This window comes from Kitasatospora sp. NPDC028055 (assembly GCF_040637885.1).
Classification (GTDB): domain Bacteria; phylum Actinomycetota; class Actinomycetes; order Streptomycetales; family Streptomycetaceae; genus Kitasatospora.
Map to the genome: position 1 here is coordinate 1 of NZ_JBEZXE010000052.1, position 16,976 is coordinate 16,976.

Genomic DNA, 16,976 nt, shown 5'->3' on the forward strand with positions numbered 1-16,976 from the left:
GGCGCCGGCGACGTCGTCGACCACACCTACCGCCAGGCCATCACCGCCGCCGGCACCGGCTGCTCCGCCGCGCTGGACGCCGAGCGCTACCTGGCCGCCCTGGACGACGCCGAGAACAAGACCGCCGTCGCGGTCTGACCTCCCCGCAACCGACCGAACCCCGCGGGGGTGTTCCACGTGAAACACCCCCGCCCCGGCCAGGCAGAAACAGAACGGGCCCGCCCGTTGTTCACCTGGCAGCAGCCCCCTCCGTCCTAACCCGAGGAGTCCCCGTGGCCGGCGCCACCACCACCGTCACCGACACGACCTTCAAGACCGACGTCCTGGAGAGCGACAAGCCCGTCCTGGTCGACTTCTGGGCCACCTGGTGCGGCCCGTGCCGCCAGGTCGCCCCGCTCCTGGAGGAGATCGCGGCCGAGCACGGCGAGAAGCTGACCGTCGCCAAGCTCGACGTGGACGCCAACCAGGTGACCGCCGCCGAGTACAACGTGATCTCGATCCCGACCCTGATCCTCTTCAAGGGCGGCCAGCCGGTGAAGCAGATCACCGGTGCCCGTCCGAAGGCCGCGCTGCTGCGCGAGCTGGACGGCCTGTTCTAGGCCTCTTCCAGGCCTCCCGGTCACTCTCCCGGTCAACCGGGACCGACGGCGGCGGGGCTCCCCTTCGAGGGGAGCCCCGCCGCCGTCGTCGTACCGCTCAGAACGGCCGCAGGGCCGGCTCCTTCCGCGCGCCGCCGAGCAGCCGCTCCAGCGCCCCCTCCACGTCGCCGCGCCAGGAGAGCGTGGTGCGCGCCTCCAGCCGCAGCCTCGGGTAGCGCGGGTGCGGCCGTACGGTCTTGAAGCCGACCGCGAGCAGGTGGTCGGCCGGCAGCACGCAGCTGGTGGGCACCCGGCCCGCCCAGCCGAAGGCCTCGATCGCCCGCACCCCGCGCCCCAGCAGGTCCTTGGCGACGGTCTGCACCAGCACCCGGCCCAGCCCCTGGCGCTGGTAGCCCGGCAGGACCCGGCTGACCATCAGCTGAACGGCGTCCGGCGCGACCGGGCTGGTCGGGAAGGACTGCGAGCGGGGGACGTACGCGGGCGGCGCGTAGAGCACGAAGCCGGCCGGCCGGTCGTCCACGTAGACGATCCGACCGCAGGACCCCCACTCCAGCAGCACCGCGGAGATCCACCCCTCCTTCTCCAGCTCCGGCTTCCCCGACTCCACCGCCTCCTTCGCGCTGACCGGGTCCAGCTCCCAGAACACGCAGGAACGGCAGCCCGTCGGCAGGTCCGCGAGGTTGTCCAGCGTCAGCGGAGCGATCCGGCGTCCCATGGCCCGCACCTCCTCCTCCCTTTCACGGTCGAGCATGCCCCCACCAACGCCGATGGGTGCATGTTTCACGTGAAACAGCGCTCACGTGGCACATGCACCCATCGGGTCGTCGCCCCCGGTCCGGCCGACCGGCTCAGCCCTGCGACAGCCGCAGACCGTCCTCGCCCGGGGCCATGCTGTCCAGGATCCGGTTCAGGTCCTCGACCGAACCGAACTCCAGCACCACCTTGCCCTTGCCCAGCTTCCCGCCACGCTGCGACACCTCGACCTTGACCCGGGTGTCGAAGCGGTCCGACAGCCGGCTCGCCAGGTCGTTGAACGCCGGGGAGATGATCCTGCCCGCCTTCGGCGCCTGGCGCTTCTCCCCCTTCGGCTCCTCCGAGCGCAGCAGGACGACGAGCTCCTCGACGTTGCGCACCGTGAGGCCCTCGGCGATGATCCGCGCGGCCAGCTTCTCCTGCGCCTCGGGATCCGTCAGCGGCAGCAGCGCCCGGGCGTGCCCGGCCGTCAGCGTGCCGGCCGCCAGCCGGCGCTGGACGGACGCCGGGAGCCTCAGCAGCCGCAGGGTGTTGGAGACGTGCGGACGCGAGCGGCCGATCCGGTCGGCCAGCTCCTCGTGGGTGCAGGAGAAGTCCCGCATCAGCTGGTCGTAGGCGGCCGCCTCCTCCAGCGGGTTCAGCTCGGCCCGGTGGAGGTTCTCCAGGAGGGCGTCCAGCAGCAGCTTGTCGTCCTCGGTGGCCCGGACGATCGCCGGGATCCGCTCCAGCCCCGCCTCGCGGGAAGCGCGCCAGCGGCGCTCGCCCATGATCAGCTCGTAGCGCTCGGCCGCGACCTGGCGCACCACGATCGGCTGGAGCAGGCCGACCTCCTTGATGGAGGCCACCAGCTCGGCCAGCTTGTCCTCGTCGAACACTTCGCGCGGCTGGCGCGGGTTGGGGGTGATCGCGTCCAGCGGAAGCTCGGCGAAGGAGGCACCGGGCACCGGCGCCGGCACCGGCTGCTCCGCCTGCCGTCCGACGGCCGCGCGGGCCGCCACCGTGGCGCGGCCGCCCGACAGCACCGGCACCGAGGCCGGTGACGTCGTGCCGGTCGCCACCACCGAGGTCGGCGCGGACGTGGCGGCGGCGGGCTGCGCCGCCCCGCCGTCGGCCGGTACTGCGGGGCCGATCAGCGCCCCGAGCCCTCGTCCCAGACCCCTGCGACCACTCACTGATGACCCTCCGTCGTACCGTGCTGTGCCATCGGGGCGCCGTGCCCCGTACCGCTGCCGTCCCGCTGCTGACCGACCGACGAGCCGCCGCCCTGGCCCACCGCGCGCAGCGCGAGCTCGCGGGCGGCCTCCAGGTACGAGAGCGCCCCGGTGGAGCCCGGGTCGTAGGTCAGCACCGTCTGCCCGTAGCTGGGCGCCTCCGAGATGCGGACCGAGCGCGGGATCGCCGTGCTCAGCACCTCGGCCTGGAAGTGGGTCCGGACCTCCTCGGCCACCTGGGCGGCCAGCCTGGTCCGGGCGTCGTACATGGTGAGCAGGATGGTCGAGACGTGCAGCGTGGGGTTGAGGTGGGCGCGCACCAGCTCGACGTTGCGCAGCAGCTGGCCGAGGCCCTCCAGCGCGTAGTACTCGCACTGGATCGGGATCAGCACCTCCTGACCGGCCACCAGGGCGTTGACGGTCAGCAGGCCCAGCGAGGGCGGACAGTCGATCAGGATGTAGTCCAGCGGCTGCTCGTAGGCGGCGATGGCGCGCTGCAGCCGGCTCTCCCGGGCCACCAGCGAGACCAGCTCGATCTCGGCGCCGGCCAGGTCGATGGTGGCGGGGACGCAGAAGAGCCCCTCGACGTCCACGACCGGCTGGACCACGTCGGCCAGGGGCTTGCCCTCGACCAGGACGTCGTAGATGGACGGCACCTCGGCGTGGTGGTCGATGCCGAGGGCGGTGGAGGCGTTGCCCTGGGGGTCGAGGTCGACCACCAGGACGCGCAGTCCGTGCATGGCCAGCGAGGCGGCCATGTTCACGGTGGTGGTGGTCTTGCCCACCCCGCCCTTCTGGTTGGCGACCACGATCACCCGGGTGGCGGCGGGCCGCGGCAGCCCCTCCCCCGCCCGGCCGATCGCCTGAACCGCAGCCTGGGCAGCCCGTGCGATGGGCGTGTCATCGATCTGGTCGATGGTCTCCGAGTCCTGCATGGGGCTCAGTGTTTCACGTGAAACCGGAGCGGCAACAGTCGCGGCCCGAAAGCGGCCGAGCCCGAGGCGGAGCCGGAAATCGAGACCGTCGGAGAGCAGAGAGCGACGTTTCACGTGAAACACCATGCCCGCTATGCCGGAAATCTGACGTTGCGACACTCCGGTGTCCCGCCGGAGGCCCACCCGTCACCTGAACGACGACGGGCGGACGGTTCCCCCCTTCCGAGGGGAGCCGTCCGCCCGTCGTTCCGAACCGAGGACCTCAGCGGGTGCCGCGGCGGCGCCCGCCCCGGGCGCGGTCACCGGTCTTGGCACCGGCGTTGCGCCCGGCCCGGGCCGCCTTGGCCCGCTTGGTCGCGGCCTTCACCCCGCCGGGGCTCTCCCCCGCCTTGACCTGCACCACCCGGGTGGAGGTCTCCAGGGTGCCCTCGCCGACCGAGATGACGGTCCACTCGACGGCGCCCAGCTTGGCCAGCCCGGCGCGCGAGTCGGCCAGCTCCTGCTCGGCGCTGTCGCCCTTGAGCGCCAGCATCTGCCCGTGCGGGCGCAGCAGCGGCATGCCCCAACCGGCCAGCCGGTCCAGCGGTGCCACGGCCCGGGCCGTCACCACGTCCACCGCGAGCTTGCCGATCATCTCCTCGGCGCGGCCACGCAGCACCGTGACGTTCTCCAGCCCCAGCTCCCGGACGACCTCCTCCAGGAAGGTGGTCCGGCGCAGCAGCGGCTCCAGCAGGGTCACCGAGACGTCCGGGCGGGCCAGCGCCACCGGGATGCCGGGCAGGCCGGCGCCGGAGCCGACGTCGCACAGGGTGGAGCCGGTGGGCAGCAGCTCGGCCAGCACCGCGCAGTTCAGGACGTGCCGATCCCACAGCCGGGGCACCTCGCGGGGCCCGATCAGCCCGCGCCGGACGCCCGCCGTGGCCAGCAGCTCGGTGTAGCGGACGGCGGCGTCGAAGCGGTCGCCGAAGACCTCCCGGGCAGCGGCCGGCGCCTCGGCCAACACGTCCAGCTCGGGCAGCTCGGCCCGCTCCTCCGCGTCAGGGTTCACGTCCGCCCCCGGACGGCCGGTGGCCGCGTTCTCCGTGTCCATCTCGACCTCTCCGATCTCCGGATCCACCGACCCGCTCAACGCACTGTTTCACGTGAAACATCCCAGAAGGAACAACGACCCCGCCCGCACGAGGCGGACGGGGTCGCGTTCGACAAGACTCACCGGTCACCGAGGCGACCGGTCATCGTCCCGACGGCCTCAGGCCGGCAGCACGACCACGCACCGCTGGGGCTCCTCGCCCTCCGACTCGCTGCGCAGACCGGCGGCCGCGACCGCGTCGTGGACGACCTTGCGCTCGAAGGGCGTCATCGGCCGCAGCTTGACCTGCTCGCCGCTGCTCTTCGCCTGCTCGGCGGCCTTGGCGCCGAGGGCGGCCAGCTCCTCGCGCTTGCGGGCCCGGAAGCCGGCGATGTCCAGCATCAGACGGCTGCGCTCGCCGGTCTCCCGGTGGACGGCCAGCCGGGTCAGCTCCTGCAGGGCTTCCAGCACCTCGCCGTCCTGGCCGACCAGGCGCTGCAGCGCGCGGTCGTTGCCGTCGCTGACGATGGACACCAGGGCGCGGTCACCCTCGACGTCCATGTCGATGTCACCGTCGAGGTCCGCGATGTCGAGCAGACCCTCCAGGTAGTCCGCCGCGATGTCGCCCTCCTGCTCCAGGCGGGTGATGACGCTCTCGTCGGTGCTGGCGACGTCCTCGGCCTCGACGGCGGAGGTGGTGCCTTCCGTCACTGATGGACTCCTTCGGAGATGGGGCCCGGCTGGCGGGCGGGGAACGAAGCTCTTCGCAGAAGCCGGGTCAGGACTTCTTCTTCGGCCGCTGGCCGCCGCGCTTGGGCTGCTGCCGGGTGCCCTGCTTGGTGCCGCCGGGCTTGGCCGCGGTCTGCTTGGCAGCCGTCGTCTTGGCGCCGGAGTCCGCCGGGACGGCGTCCTCGGCGGCCTGCTCGACCTGGGTGGCCTCGCTCGCCTCGGTCGCCTGGCCGGCACCGGCCTGCTGGCGCTGGGCCTTGCTCTGGCGGCGGGGCTGCTGGCGGCTCGCCCGGACCGACTCCTCCACCACGGCGGCGGCGGAGGCCGCCTCGGCGATGGCCGTCTTGGACGGGGGCAGCATGCCCCAGAGCGCGCCCTTGATCTCCGTACCGTCCGAACGCAGTCGGCCGGCCTTCTTGAGCCGCGCCTGGCGCTCCTCGAAGGCCTTGCTGCCCGGGGTCGGGTTGTTGTGGATCACGACCAGCTGCTGGCCCATCGACCAGACGTTGGTGGTCAGCCAGTAGACCAGGACACCGACCGGGAAGTTGATGCCCATCACGGCGAACATGACCGGGAAGACGTACATCAGCATCTTCTGCTGCTGCATGAACGGCGTCTTGACCGTGAGGTCGACGTTCTTGGTCATCAGCTGGCGCTGGGTGACGAACTGCGACAGCGACATCATGACGATCATCACCGCGGTGACGATCTTGACGCTGGTCTCCGGGCTGCCGAGGAAGGTCGCGGACAGCGGGGCGCCGAAGATGTGCGCCTTGCCGGCGCTCACCAGCAGGCCGCCGTGGATCACGCCGATGTCGTGGCCCTTGGCGACGTTGGACAGCACGCCGTAGAGGGCGGTGAAGAAGGGCGCCTGCACGATGATGGGAAGGCAGCTGGAGAACGGGTTGGTACCCGCATCCTTGTACAGCTTCATCATCTCTTCGGACTGGCGCTGCCGGTCGTTCTTGTAGCGCTCCTGGATGGCCTTCATCTTCGGCTGGATCGCCTGCATGGCCCGGGTCGCCTTGATCTGCTTCACGAAGAGCGGGATCAGGCAGATCCGGATGACGACCACCATCGACGCGATGGCCAGACCCCAGGCCCAGCCACCGTCCGGGTCGAAGACGTTGCTGTACAGCGCGTGGAACTGGACGATGATCCAGGACACCGCTGTGTAGAGGGGACTCAGAAAACCGAAGGTCACCGGTCAGACTCCTTGGGCATCGGGCTTCGCCACCGGCTCCGGCTCGGCGGTCCCGCTCTTGGGGCTCAGCAGATCACGCAGCCGGCGGTGCCACACCGGGTGCTTGCGGGGCGGTACGTGGTCCACCCCGCCAGGTGACCAGGGGTTGCAACGGAGGATGCGCCACACGGTCAGTCCGCCGCCCTTGACCGCCCCGTGCACCTTCACGGCTTCGTAGCCGTAGTGCGAGCACGAGGGGTAGTAACGGCAGACCGGACCGAGCAGTGGGCTGATCGTCCACTGGTAGACCCTGATCAGACCCATCAGCAGGTACTTCATCGCCCTGCTCCCGTCGGCGCCGTGGCGGCGGGCTCGGCCCTCAGCAACCGCTTGAGCGCCGCGTCCAGGTCGCGTTCCAGCTCCTGGTACGAGGCGGTCGCGGCCTGGGGCAGCGCACGCACCACTATCAGGCTACCGGCGGGCAGCCTGGACAGACGATCACGAACGAGATGGCGCAACCGGCGCTTCACCAGGTTGCGGACGACCGCCGGGCCAACGGCCTTGCTCACGACGAAACCCGCACGCGCCGAAGGAGTCCCCTCGGCGACGTGCGGGCGGGAGTCGCTGGTCCGGTCGGTCTGCCCCTGCGGGTCACCGTCTCTGCTGAGATGGACGACCAGAAGGGGCCGGCCGGCCCGACGACCGCGTTTCACCGCGGTCGCGAAGTCCTGGCGCCGCCGCAGCCGATTCTCGGAGGGCAGCACAACAGACTCTGGTGCGGATCAGGCGGACAGGCTGGCGCGGCCCTTGCCACGGCGGGCAGCCAGGATGGCGCGGCCGGCGCGGGTACGCATCCGCAGCCGGAAGCCGTGGGTCTTCGCGCGACGACGGTTGTTCGGCTGGAAGGTGCGCTTGCTCACTCGGGGGCTCCTGAGGTGAATCGTAGGATGACGGGGTGTCGCTTGGCCGTCACCGTGCGTCCGCGTGATCTCCCTGGAATTCGGAAATCCGGCCCATCGCCCCAGTTCGGCTGGGGTCTGAGGCAATCCACGGCGCCCGTGCTGCGCGCCTTATGGAGCGGGTGGACCCGCGGACATGCGGCAGCGGCCATCGACAACTCGACCTGGTTACGGTACGCGGGACGGGCGCCGAGGGTCAAACCAGCTGCTTCGGGACGCCGTTTACCCACAGCCTGTGGACAACGACTTGATCCGTCTCTGTTCGCTGACTACCGTTGCAGGACTTGTCTGGTTTGTTCTTCGAAAGCGTGCACCAGTGGCTGATGGCAACAGCGACCTCGTCCCGGTCTGGGCGAGGGTCGTCGAGCGGCTGGTCAACGACCCCGATGTCGGGGAGATGGACAAGCAGTGGGTGCAGCGCACCCAGCCCATGTGGATGATGCACGACACCGCCCTGCTGGCGACCCCGAACGAGCGGGCCAAGCAGGTGCTGGAGGGCCGGCTGCTGCCCCAGCTGACCGACGCGCTCAGCCGCGAGCTCAGCCGACCCGTCCGGATCGCCGTGATGGTCGACGCCAACGCGGTGCCCACCACCCCCGCGCCGGCCCCCCAGGCCCCCGTCGAGCCCTACCCGGGCCCGGCCGAGGAGGACTCCGGCTACGGCGACCAGGGCTACCAGCAGCCGTACGAGCAGGACTACGAGCGCCCCCGCTACGACACCGGCGGCTACGAGCAGCGCCCCGCGCCCTACGGCGGCGGCCAGCCCGCCCAGCCCTGGCCCGGTTACCAGGAGCCGCAGGCGCCGTACCACGAGCCCGAGGAGCCCTCGCCCCGCCCGGCGCCGCGGCACCTCCCCAGCCCGCCCGCCACGACCCAGGGCGACCTCTTCGGCGGCGCGTACGGCCCCGGCCCCGGCGAGCAGCCCCGCACCGGCGCCGGGCGCCGCGGACACGGCTCCCGGCCCTCCGGCGGACGCCCGGCCGAGAAGTCGGCCGCGGAGCCGCCGACCGAGCGCCCCGCCGTCCCCGGGGTGCCCGCCCCGCCCGGCGCTCCCCCGGCCGGCGGCTCCCGCAAGGACGAGCCGGCCGCCCGGCTGAACCCCAAGTACCTGTTCGACACCTTCGTCATCGGCGCCAGCAACCGCTTCGCCCACGCGGCGGCGGTGGCCGTCGCCGAGGCCCCGGCCAAGGCGTACAACCCGCTCTTCATCTACGGCGAGTCCGGGCTGGGCAAGACCCACCTGCTGCACGCCATCGGGCACTACTCGCGCAGCCTCTTCCCGGGCACCCGGGTGCGCTACGTGTCCTCGGAGGAGTTCACCAACGAGTTCATCAACTCGATCCGGGACGGCAAGGCGGACACCTTCCGCCGCCGCTACCGGGACATGGACATCCTGCTGGTGGACGACATCCAGTTCCTGGCGAGCAAGGAGTCCACCCAGGAGGAGTTCTTCCACACCTTCAACACCCTCCACAACGCGAACAAGCAGATCGTGCTGTCCTCGGACCGGCCGCCCAAGCTGCTGACCACGCTGGAGGACCGGCTGCGCAACCGCTTCGAGTGGGGCCTGATCACCGACGTCACCCCGCCGGAGCTGGAGACCCGGATCGCGATCCTGCGCAAGAAGGCGATCCAGGAACAACTCAACGCCCCCGCCGACGTGTTGGAGTTCATCGCGTCCCGGATCACCCGCAACATCCGGGAGTTGGAGGGCGCGCTGATCCGGGTGACCGCCTTCGCCAACCTCAACCGGGCGCCGGTGGACCTGGAGTTGGCGGGGATCGTCCTCAAGGACCTGATCCCCGGCGGGGACGAGGACGCCGGCCCGGAGATCACCGCGCAGGTCATCATGCAGCAGACCGCCGCCTACTTCGGCCTCGGTGTGGACGACCTCTGCGGCTCCTCGCGCAGCCGGGTGCTGGTGACGGCCCGGCAGATCGCCATGTACCTGTGCCGGGAGCTCACCGACCTCTCGCTGCCGAAGATCGGCGCCCAGTTCGGCGGCCGCGACCACACCACGGTGATGCACGCGGACCGGAAGATCCGCTCGCTGATGGCCGAGCGGCGCTCGATCTACAACCAGGTCACCGAACTGACCAACCGCATCAAGAGCTAGCCGTCCCGCGCGAGTTGGGGCGCAGACCGGAGCACCCCCGGAAGGGCGTCAGGAGCGATCCTGACGCCCTTTTGCCATATCCACAGGTGTGCACCGGGCCGCCGCCGGGCAGGTATCCGCGCGACGGACGTCCCACCGGTCCACAGCCCGCGCCGAACAACTGCCCGGTGATTCGAAAACCGGGGGCGCACACGGCAGTTGTCCACAGGCCGGGCCCCTTCCGCGCCGTCCACAGGCCGGGGAGTCCGGAGTTATCCAGAATTCGTCCACAGGCCCGGCGCCGCTACGCTCTTCCGCGCAGGTCAGGTGCCTGTGGACTTGTGCACAACCGTTGTCCACAGGGTGTGGACAATTGACGGGCCACCAGTGGGCCGTCCGGGTTATCCACCGGTTGTCCCCAGGGCGGGGGCTGTTATCCCCAGGTTGTCCACAGCGGGGTCCACAGTTCGACAACCTTGGGCAGCCGTTCATACCCTGGTGTGAAAGGCGTCACGTAAAGTTGACCGGGGCCCGTGGATAACCGGTCCCGGATCTGGGGACAGTCCTGGGGATAACCTGTGGATACGCAGCGTGCCCTGTGGGTAACACTCGGCTGTCCACAGCGCGGCCTGCCCGTCCACAGCCGCCGTCCACACCCACTGTGGACAAAATCCGGGCGCTGACCTGCGGAAACAGGGTTATCCACGGTTTCCACAGGCCCTACTACTACCGCTACACAGTTAGACCGTGAACCTGCTTTCAAAGTGGGTGGTCCCGAAATCTGTGGACAACCGCGCCCCGACATCTGTTCGGCCTCGCTTCCGCCCGTCTGCCCCGTCTGTCGGCGGAGTACGTCAGACTGTCCTTTGCGACTGGAAGCGGAGTGGTAGAGCTCGGCGGACAGGCGGACCCACGATCAAGATCAGACGAACCAGAGTGCGAGCGGGAGCGCTCGATCCAGGAGGCGGTTACCGGTGAAGTTCCGGGTGGAGCGTGACGTCCTCGCGGAGGCGGTGGCCTGGGCTGCCCGCAGCCTCCCGGCACGGCCGCCGGTGCCGGTGCTGGCCGGCCTGCTGCTGACCGCGCAGGAGGGCAGCCTGGCGCTGTCCGGCTTCGACTACGAGGTCTCGGCCCGGGTCGAGCTGGAGGCGGACGTCGAGGAGGCCGGCACCGTGCTGGTCTCCGGTCGCCTGCTCAACGACATCTCGCGCAACCTCCCCAACAGGCCGGTGGAGATCTCCACCGACGGCCAGCGGGTCAGCGTGGTCTGCGGCAGCTCCCGCTTCACCCTCCCCACCCTCCCGGTGGACGAGTACCCGGCGCTGCCCCAGATGCCGACCGCCACCGGCACCGTCTCCGGGGACGTCTTCGCCTCCGCGGTCAGCCAGGCCGCCGTCGCGGCCGGCCGGGACGACACCCTGCCGGTGCTCACCGGCGTCCGGGTCGAGATCGAGGGCGACCGGATCACCCTGGCCGCCACCGACCGCTACCGCTTCGCCGTCCGCGACCTGCTGTGGAAGCCCGAGCAGTCGGACATCTCCGCGGTCGCCCTGGTGCCCGCCAAGACCCTCCAGGACATCGCCAAGTCCCTGGGCAGCGGCGACACCGTCTCCATCGCGCTCTCCTCGGGAGGCGCGGGCGAGGGCCTGATCGGCTTCGAGGGCGCCGGCCGCCGCACCACCACCCGGCTGCTGGAGGGCGAGTTCCCCAAGTTCCGCAGCCTCTTCCCGACCGAGTTCAGCGCGGTCGCCGCGATCCAGACCCAGCCCTTCCTGGAGGCGCTCAAGCGCGTCTCGCTGGTCGCCGAACGCAACACCCCGGTCCGGCTCAACTTCGAGCAGGGCGTGCTGACCCTGGAGGCCGGCTCGGGCGACGACGCCCAGGCCACCGAGCGGATCGAGGCCGACCTGGAGGGCGACGACATCTCGATCGCCTTCAACCCGGGCTACCTGGAGGAGGGCCTCAAGGCCATCGACTCCCCGTTCGCCCAGCTCAGCTTCACCACCCCGACCAAGCCGGCCCTGCTCAGCGGCAAGGTCTCGGTGGACGCCGAGGAGGACAAGGCCTACCAGTACCTGATCATGCCGGTCCGCCTCTCCGGCTGACGGCCGGCCTCGGCCGGCGATCTGCTCCGGCCGACCCCGGCCGGTCCGGTCACCCACAGGCTGTGCACACCCGTTGTGCACAGCCTGTGGACGTCCCGACCCCGTCGACCCGGTCGGCCCGACCGCGCGGAGTCCGGATGCCCCGGAAGCGTAGGCTCGGGGATGCGGCAACGGCGCCGCCGCCAGCACGTCCCCACAGTAAGGATTTGGTCATGGAGCTCGGCCTCATCGGTCTCGGCAAGATGGGCGGCAACATGCGCGAGCGGATCCGCCGCGCCGGCCACACCGTCATCGGATACGACCGCAACCCGGAGATCTCCGACGTCGAGACCCTGCAGGAGCTCGTCTCCAAGCTCCAGGGCCCGCGCGTGGTCTGGGTGATGGTCCCGGCCGGTGCCGCGACCCAGGCGACCGTGGACGAGCTCGCCGAGCTGCTCTCCCCCGGCGACGTCGTGGTGGACGGCGGCAACTCCCGCTGGACCGACGACATCAAGCACGCGGAGGCGCTGGCGGCCAAGGGCATCGGCTTCGTCGACTGCGGCGTCTCCGGCGGCGTCTGGGGCCTGGAGAACGGCTACGCGCTGATGTACGGCGGCGACGCCGAGCACGTCGCCCTGGTCCAGCCGGTCTTCGACGCGCTCAAGCCCGAGGGCGACTTCGGCTCGGTGCACGCGGGCGCGGTCGGCGCCGGCCACTTCGCCAAGATGGTCCACAACGGCATCGAGTACGCGATGATGCAGGCCTTCGCCGAGGGCTGGGAGCTGCTGGAGGCCGCCCCCGAGGTCACCGACGTGCGCGAGGTCTTCCGCAGCTGGCAGGAGGGCACCGTCATCCGCTCCTGGCTGCTGGACCTGGCCGTCCGCGCCCTGGACGACGACGAGCACCTGGACAAGCTGCGCGGCTGGGCCGCCGACTCCGGCGAGGGCCGCTGGACCGTCGAGGCCGCGATCGACCACGCCGTGCCGCTGCCGGCGATCACCGCCTCGCTGTTCGCCCGCTTCGCCTCCCGCCAGGACGACTCGCCGCAGATGAAGATGATCGCCGCGCTGCGCAACCAGTTCGGCGGCCACGCGGTCGAGTCCAAGTAACCGAGAACCGGCCGGTGCCCCGGGGGCCGTTCCCCGGGTAGCCCCGGCCGGGTAGCCCCAGACACAGAAGGCGGGCGCAGTCCACAGCCATGCACGTCGCGCACCTGTCGCTCGCCGACTTCCGGTCGTACGCCCGGGCCGAGGTTCCCCTCGACCCGGGCGTGACGGCCTTCGTCGGGCCCAACGGCCAGGGCAAGACCAACCTGGTCGAGGCGATCGGCTACGTCGCCACCCTGGGCAGCCACCGGGTCGCCACCGACGCCCCGCTGATCCGGCTGGGCGCCGAGCGGGCGGTCGTCCGTACCTCGGTGGTGGACCGCGGCCGCTCCACCCTGATCGAGCTGGAGCTCACGGCGGGCAAGGCCAACCGGGCCCGGATCAACCGCTCCGACAACGTCCGCCCGCGCGACGTGCTGGGCCTGCTGCGCACCGTGCTGTTCGCCCCCGAGGACCTCAGCCTGGTCAAGGGCGACCCGGGTGAGCGCCGGCGCTTCCTGGACGAGCTGCTGACCGCCCGGGCGCCCCGGCTGGCCGGGGTCCGGCAGGACTACGAGCGGGTGCTCAAGCAGCGCAACGCCCTGCTCAAGACCGCCGCGATGGCCCGCCGGGCCGGCGGCGGCAAGGGGGCCGACCTGTCCACCCTGGAGGTCTGGGACGGCCACCTGGCCCGCGCCGGGGCCGAGCTGACGGCCTTCCGGATCCAGCTGGTGGCCGCCCTGCAACCGCTGGTGACGGCGGCGTACGGCCGGGTGGCCCCGGGCGGCGGGGAGACCGTCCTGGAGTACCGCAGCTCCTTCGAGGGCGAGCTGCCGAGCAGCCGGGAGCAGGCCGAGGAACAGCTGCTCGCGGCGTTGCAGGCGGTCCGCAAGCAGGAGGTCGAGCGGGGGATCACCCTGGTCGGCCCGCACCGCGACGAGCTGGTGCTCAAGCTGGGCCCGCTGCCGGCCAAGGGCTACGCCAGCCACGGCGAGTCCTGGTCGTTCGCGCTGGCGCTGCGGCTGGCCTCGTACGAGCTGTTGCGCGCCGACGGCGGCGAACCGGTGCTGGTGCTGGACGACGTGTTCGCCGAGCTGGACGCCGCCCGCCGGGACCGGCTGGCCGAGCTGGTGGCCGACGGCGAGCAGGTGCTGGTGACCGCGGCGGTGGCCGAGGACGTGCCGAAGGCGCTGGCCGGCGCCCGCTTCGCGGTCTCCGACGGCGCCGTGCGCCGGATCGACGCCTGAGCCCCCCACTCGTACCGGCCCGGCCCTTACCGAACCGAAGCCTTGCCGTCGGCACCCGCACCGCGGCGGGTGCCGACGTCCGGCGTGCGCGCGCTCCCGTAGGCTGGACGGCTCATCGGGTTGTCCACAGGCTGGGGAAAGGAGATCGCCGTGAGCGATTCGGCGGAGACCTCCCCCAGCCCCGGCACCGCCGAGCCCACCGGGGCCGACCTCGCCCGCTCCGCGCTGCGAGCGGCCCGGGCCCAGGCCCGTCAGCGCGGTGAGCAGGTCCAGCAGAAGCGCGAGGCGAAGCGGCACGGGCTGCGCAGCGGCGCCCGCTCGGACGGCCGCGACCCGGTGCCGCTGGGGGCGGCGCTGAACCGGCTGCTGACCGAGCGCGGCTGGGAGTCCTCGGCCGCGGTCGGCGGGGTGATGGGCCGTTGGCCGCAGATCGTCGGCCCGGACATCGCCGCGCACTGCCACCCCTCCTCCTACGACGAGGCCGCCGCGGTGCTCACCGTGCAGTGCGACTCCACCGCGTGGGCCACCCAACTGCGCTGGCTGGCACGGCAGTTGGTGGCCCGTCTGAACCACGAGCTGGGTCACGGCACGGTCCGCACCATCAAGGTGCTCGGCCCGGCCGCGCCGGCCCGCGGCTACGGCCGGCTGCGCGCGCCGGGGAGCAAGGGCCCGGGCGACACCTGGGGCTGAGCCCGGCCGGCGGCGATCGGCCCCGGCCGGGATCGGACCGCGATCTTCCGGAACCCCTGACGGCCCTTCCAGGCGCCTCCGGCCCCCGGGTCGAGTATCGGGACACGTCCCGAGGGGATTCAGGGCGGCATATCTGCCTTCAAGGGCTGCCAAACGCCCATCTCTGTCAGTCGTACCGGTAGACTGAGAGCCAAACACTGTTGCTAGTGGCAACCGAGTCGAAACGCCGTGGTCGCACGCCCGCCCGCACGGGGCTGGAATGCGGCCCGCGCTGTGCCAGAGAGGGCGCTTCGTGGCCGATTCCGGCAACCCCAGCCAGACCCCAGACCAGACCGACCAGGCTTCCTACACCGGTAGCAACATCCAGGTGCTGGAAGGCCTCGACGCCGTCCGCAAGCGCCCCGGCATGTACATCGGTTCCACCGGTGAGCGCGGCCTGCACCACCTGGTGCAGGAGGTCGTGGACAACTCCGTCGACGAGGCGATGGCGGGGTACGCCGACACCATCGACGTGACGATCATGGCCGACGGCGCCATCCGCTGCGTCGACAACGGCCGCGGCATCCCGGTGGACATCGTCCCCGGCCAGGACAAGCCGGCCGTCGAGGTCGTGCTCACCGTCCTGCACGCGGGCGGCAAGTTCGGCGGCGGCGGCTACGCCGTCTCCGGCGGTCTGCACGGCGTCGGCGTCTCGGTGGTGAACGCGCTGTCCACCCGGCTCTCGGTGGAGATCCACAAGGACGGCCACATCTGGACCCAGGACTACAAGATGGGCGCGCCGACCGCCCCCCTGGTCAAGGGCGCCGAGACCGACCGCACCGGCACCACGGTGACCTTCTGGGCCGACCCCGACATCTTCGAGACCACCGTCTACTCCTTCGAGACGCTCTCCCGGCGCTTCCAGGAGATGGCCTTCCTCAACAAGGGCCTGTCGATCTCGCTGACCGACGAGCGCCCCGAGCACGTGGACGAGGAGGGCAAGCCGCTCACCGTCACGTACAAGTACGACGGCGGCATCGCCGACTTCGTCGCCCACCTCAACTCCCGCAAGGGCGAGGTCATCCACCCCTCGGTGATCGACTTCGAGGCGGAGGACAAGGACAAGGCGATCTCGGTGGAGATCGCGATGCAGTGGAACTCCTCCTACACCGAGGGGGTCTACAGCTTCGCCAACACCATCCACACCCACGGCGGCGGCACCCACGAGGAGGGCTTCCGCGCCGCGCTGACCGGCCTGGTCAACCGCTACGCGCGGGACAAGAAGCTGCTCCGCGAGAAGGACGACAACCTCTCCGGCGAGGACATCCGCGAGGGCCTGACCGCGATCATCTCGGTCAAGCTCGGCGAGCCGCAGTTCGAGGGCCAGACCAAGGACAAGCTCGGCAACACCGAGGCGAAGACCTTCGTCCAGAAGGTCGTCCACGAGCAGCTCAACGACTGGCTGGACCGCAACCCCAACGAGGCCTCGGACATCATCCGCAAGTCCATCCAGGCCGCCACCGCGCGCGTCGCCGCCCGCAAGGCCCGCGACCTGACCCGCCGCAAGGGCCTGCTGGAGTCCGCCTCGCTGCCGGGCAAGCTCTCGGACTGCCAGTCCAAGGACCCGTCCGAGTGCGAGATCTTCATCGTCGAGGGTGACTCCGCCGGCGGCTCGGCCAAGCAGGGCCGCGACCCGCGCACCCAGGCCATCCTGCCGATCCGCGGCAAGATCCTGAACGTCGAGAAGGCCCGGATCGACAAGGTGCTGCAGAACACCGAGGTCCAGGCGCTGATCTCGGCCTTCGGCTGCGGCATCCAGGAGGACTACGACGAGTCCAAGCTGCGGTACCACAAGATCGTCCTGATGGCCGACGCCGACGTCGACGGACAGCACATCCGCACCCTGCTGCTCACCCTGCTGTTCCGCTTCATGCGGCCGCTGGTCGAGTCCGGGTACGTCTACCTCGCCATGCCGCCGCTGTACAAGATCAAGTGGGGCAAGGACGACTTCGAGTACGCCTACTCCGACCGCGAGCGCGACGCGCTGGTCGCGGCCGGCGTCGCGGCCGGGCGCCGACTGCCCAAGGACGACGCGATCCAGCGCTTCAAGGGTCTCGGCGAGATGAACGCCGAGGAACTCCGGGTCACCACCATGGACGCCGAGCACCGCCTGCTGCTCCAGGTCACCCTGGAGGACGCCGCCCGCGCCGACGAGCTGTTCTCCGTGCTGATGGGCGAGGACGTCGAGGCCCGCCGCTCCTTCATCCAGCGCAACGCCAAGGACGTCCGCTTCCTGGACGTGTGACGCCTGCGAACCAGGCCCCGCACGTACCAGTCCGCGTGAAAGGAAACTGACCA

16 protein-coding genes and 1 pseudogene are annotated in these 16,976 nt (G+C 71.1%); 8 read left to right on the forward strand and 9 right to left on the reverse strand.

The window, feature by feature from the left end; all coding sequences use genetic code 11:
* Together AB0F71_RS33670 and trxA are read left to right on the forward strand one after the other, a co-directional pair.
* Positions 1 to 138 (forward strand): annotated as a pseudogene (locus tag AB0F71_RS33670) (thioredoxin-disulfide reductase); the annotation flags it as partial.
* A gap of 134 nt (positions 139 to 272) precedes the next feature.
* A complete protein-coding gene (gene trxA / locus AB0F71_RS33675) occupies positions 273 to 599 on the forward strand; it encodes a thioredoxin (protein ID WP_360242807.1) in 327 nt (108 codons plus the stop codon).
* A 97-nt stretch (positions 600 to 696) separates the two neighbouring features.
* Here the strand turns inward: trxA and AB0F71_RS33680 are convergent, their stop codons facing one another.
* The 9 genes from AB0F71_RS33680 to rpmH form a co-directional block, all read right to left on the reverse strand.
* The gene (locus AB0F71_RS33680; protein WP_360242915.1) at positions 697 to 1,314 is read right to left on the reverse strand and encodes a GNAT family N-acetyltransferase; all 618 of its coding nucleotides are present in this window, start codon (positions 1,312 to 1,314) and stop codon (positions 697 to 699) included.
* Positions 1,315 to 1,447: 133 nt separating this feature from the next.
* Positions 1,448 to 2,524: a ParB/RepB/Spo0J family partition protein gene (locus AB0F71_RS33685; protein WP_360242810.1), complete on the reverse strand. Its 1,077-nt coding sequence runs from the start codon at positions 2,522 to 2,524 to the stop codon at positions 1,448 to 1,450.
* Positions 2,521 to 3,498: a ParA family protein gene (locus AB0F71_RS33690; protein ID WP_360242813.1), complete on the reverse strand. Its 978-nt coding sequence runs from the start codon at positions 3,496 to 3,498 to the stop codon at positions 2,521 to 2,523. The genes AB0F71_RS33685 and AB0F71_RS33690 overlap by 4 nt, the downstream gene beginning before the upstream one ends.
* 262 nt (positions 3,499 to 3,760) lie before the next feature.
* A complete protein-coding gene (rsmG, locus tag AB0F71_RS33695) occupies positions 3,761 to 4,588 on the reverse strand; it encodes a 16S rRNA (guanine(527)-N(7))-methyltransferase RsmG (RefSeq protein ID WP_360242817.1) in 828 nt (275 codons plus the stop codon).
* A 159-nt stretch (positions 4,589 to 4,747) separates the two neighbouring features.
* Positions 4,748 to 5,215: a R3H domain-containing nucleic acid-binding protein gene (locus AB0F71_RS33700; protein WP_360242918.1), complete on the reverse strand. Its 468-nt coding sequence runs from the start codon at positions 5,213 to 5,215 to the stop codon at positions 4,748 to 4,750.
* Positions 5,216 to 5,345: 130 nt separating this feature from the next.
* Positions 5,346 to 6,500: a membrane protein insertase YidC gene (yidC, locus tag AB0F71_RS33705; protein WP_360242821.1), complete on the reverse strand. Its 1,155-nt coding sequence runs from the start codon at positions 6,498 to 6,500 to the stop codon at positions 5,346 to 5,348.
* A gap of 3 nt (positions 6,501 to 6,503) precedes the next feature.
* Positions 6,504 to 6,818, reverse strand: a complete 315-nt coding sequence (yidD, locus tag AB0F71_RS33710) for a membrane protein insertion efficiency factor YidD (protein WP_316522234.1) — start codon at positions 6,816 to 6,818, stop codon at positions 6,504 to 6,506.
* Positions 6,815 to 7,243, reverse strand: coding sequence for a ribonuclease P protein component (gene rnpA / locus AB0F71_RS33715; protein WP_360242825.1), 429 nt, complete (start codon positions 7,241 to 7,243; stop codon positions 6,815 to 6,817). The genes yidD and rnpA overlap by 4 nt, the downstream gene beginning before the upstream one ends.
* An 18-nt stretch (positions 7,244 to 7,261) precedes the next feature.
* Positions 7,262 to 7,399: a 50S ribosomal protein L34 gene (gene rpmH, locus AB0F71_RS33720; RefSeq protein WP_030059672.1), complete on the reverse strand. Its 138-nt coding sequence runs from the start codon at positions 7,397 to 7,399 to the stop codon at positions 7,262 to 7,264.
* Positions 7,400 to 7,754: 355 nt separating this feature from the next.
* On the opposite strand from rpmH, the gene dnaA reads away from it, so the two are divergent.
* The 6 genes from dnaA to gyrB all read left to right on the forward strand — a co-directional run bounded on the left by dnaA (position 7,755) and on the right by gyrB (position 16,923).
* A complete protein-coding gene (dnaA, locus tag AB0F71_RS33725; RefSeq protein WP_360242828.1) occupies positions 7,755 to 9,554 on the forward strand; it encodes a chromosomal replication initiator protein DnaA in 1,800 nt (599 codons plus the stop codon).
* Positions 9,555 to 10,507: 953 nt separating this feature from the next.
* Positions 10,508 to 11,638: a DNA polymerase III subunit beta gene (gene dnaN, locus AB0F71_RS33730; RefSeq protein WP_360242831.1), complete on the forward strand. Its 1,131-nt coding sequence runs from the start codon at positions 10,508 to 10,510 to the stop codon at positions 11,636 to 11,638.
* 212 nt (positions 11,639 to 11,850) lie between these two features.
* Complete coding sequence (gene gnd / locus AB0F71_RS33735; RefSeq protein ID WP_360242834.1) at positions 11,851 to 12,726, forward strand: phosphogluconate dehydrogenase (NAD(+)-dependent, decarboxylating); 876 nt, start codon at positions 11,851 to 11,853, stop codon at positions 12,724 to 12,726.
* An 89-nt stretch (positions 12,727 to 12,815) separates the two neighbouring features.
* Entirely contained in the window at positions 12,816 to 13,949 is a 1,134-nt protein-coding gene (gene recF, locus AB0F71_RS33740) for a DNA replication/repair protein RecF (RefSeq protein ID WP_360242837.1), read from the forward strand.
* Positions 13,950 to 14,099: 150 nt separating this feature from the next.
* The gene (locus AB0F71_RS33745; RefSeq protein WP_360242840.1) at positions 14,100 to 14,639 is read left to right on the forward strand and encodes a DciA family protein; all 540 of its coding nucleotides are present in this window, start codon (positions 14,100 to 14,102) and stop codon (positions 14,637 to 14,639) included.
* Positions 14,640 to 14,898: 259 nt separating this feature from the next.
* Positions 14,899 to 16,923, forward strand: a complete 2,025-nt coding sequence (gyrB, locus tag AB0F71_RS33750) for a DNA topoisomerase (ATP-hydrolyzing) subunit B (protein WP_360242843.1) — start codon at positions 14,899 to 14,901, stop codon at positions 16,921 to 16,923.
* Positions 16,924 to 16,976: the final 53 nt, after the last annotated feature.

Bases quoted from the DNA above. Each gene is read 5' to 3' on its own strand.
- gnd (WP_360242834.1), top strand. From the start codon at position 11,851: ATGGAGCTCGGCCTCATCGGTCTCGGCAAGATGGGCGGCAACATGCGC.
- AB0F71_RS33690 (WP_360242813.1), bottom strand. From the start codon at position 3,498: ATGCAGGACTCGGAGACCATCGACCAGATCGATGACACGCCCATCGCA.
- gyrB (WP_360242843.1), top strand. From the start codon at position 14,899: ATGCGGCCCGCGCTGTGCCAGAGAGGGCGCTTCGTGGCCGATTCCGGC.
- AB0F71_RS33680 (WP_360242915.1), bottom strand. From the start codon at position 1,314: ATGGGACGCCGGATCGCTCCGCTGACGCTGGACAACCTCGCGGACCTG.
- yidD (WP_316522234.1), bottom strand. From the start codon at position 6,818: ATGAAGTACCTGCTGATGGGTCTGATCAGGGTCTACCAGTGGACGATC.
- recF (WP_360242837.1), top strand. From the start codon at position 12,816: ATGCACGTCGCGCACCTGTCGCTCGCCGACTTCCGGTCGTACGCCCGG.
- rsmG (WP_360242817.1), bottom strand. From the start codon at position 4,588: ATGGACACGGAGAACGCGGCCACCGGCCGTCCGGGGGCGGACGTGAAC.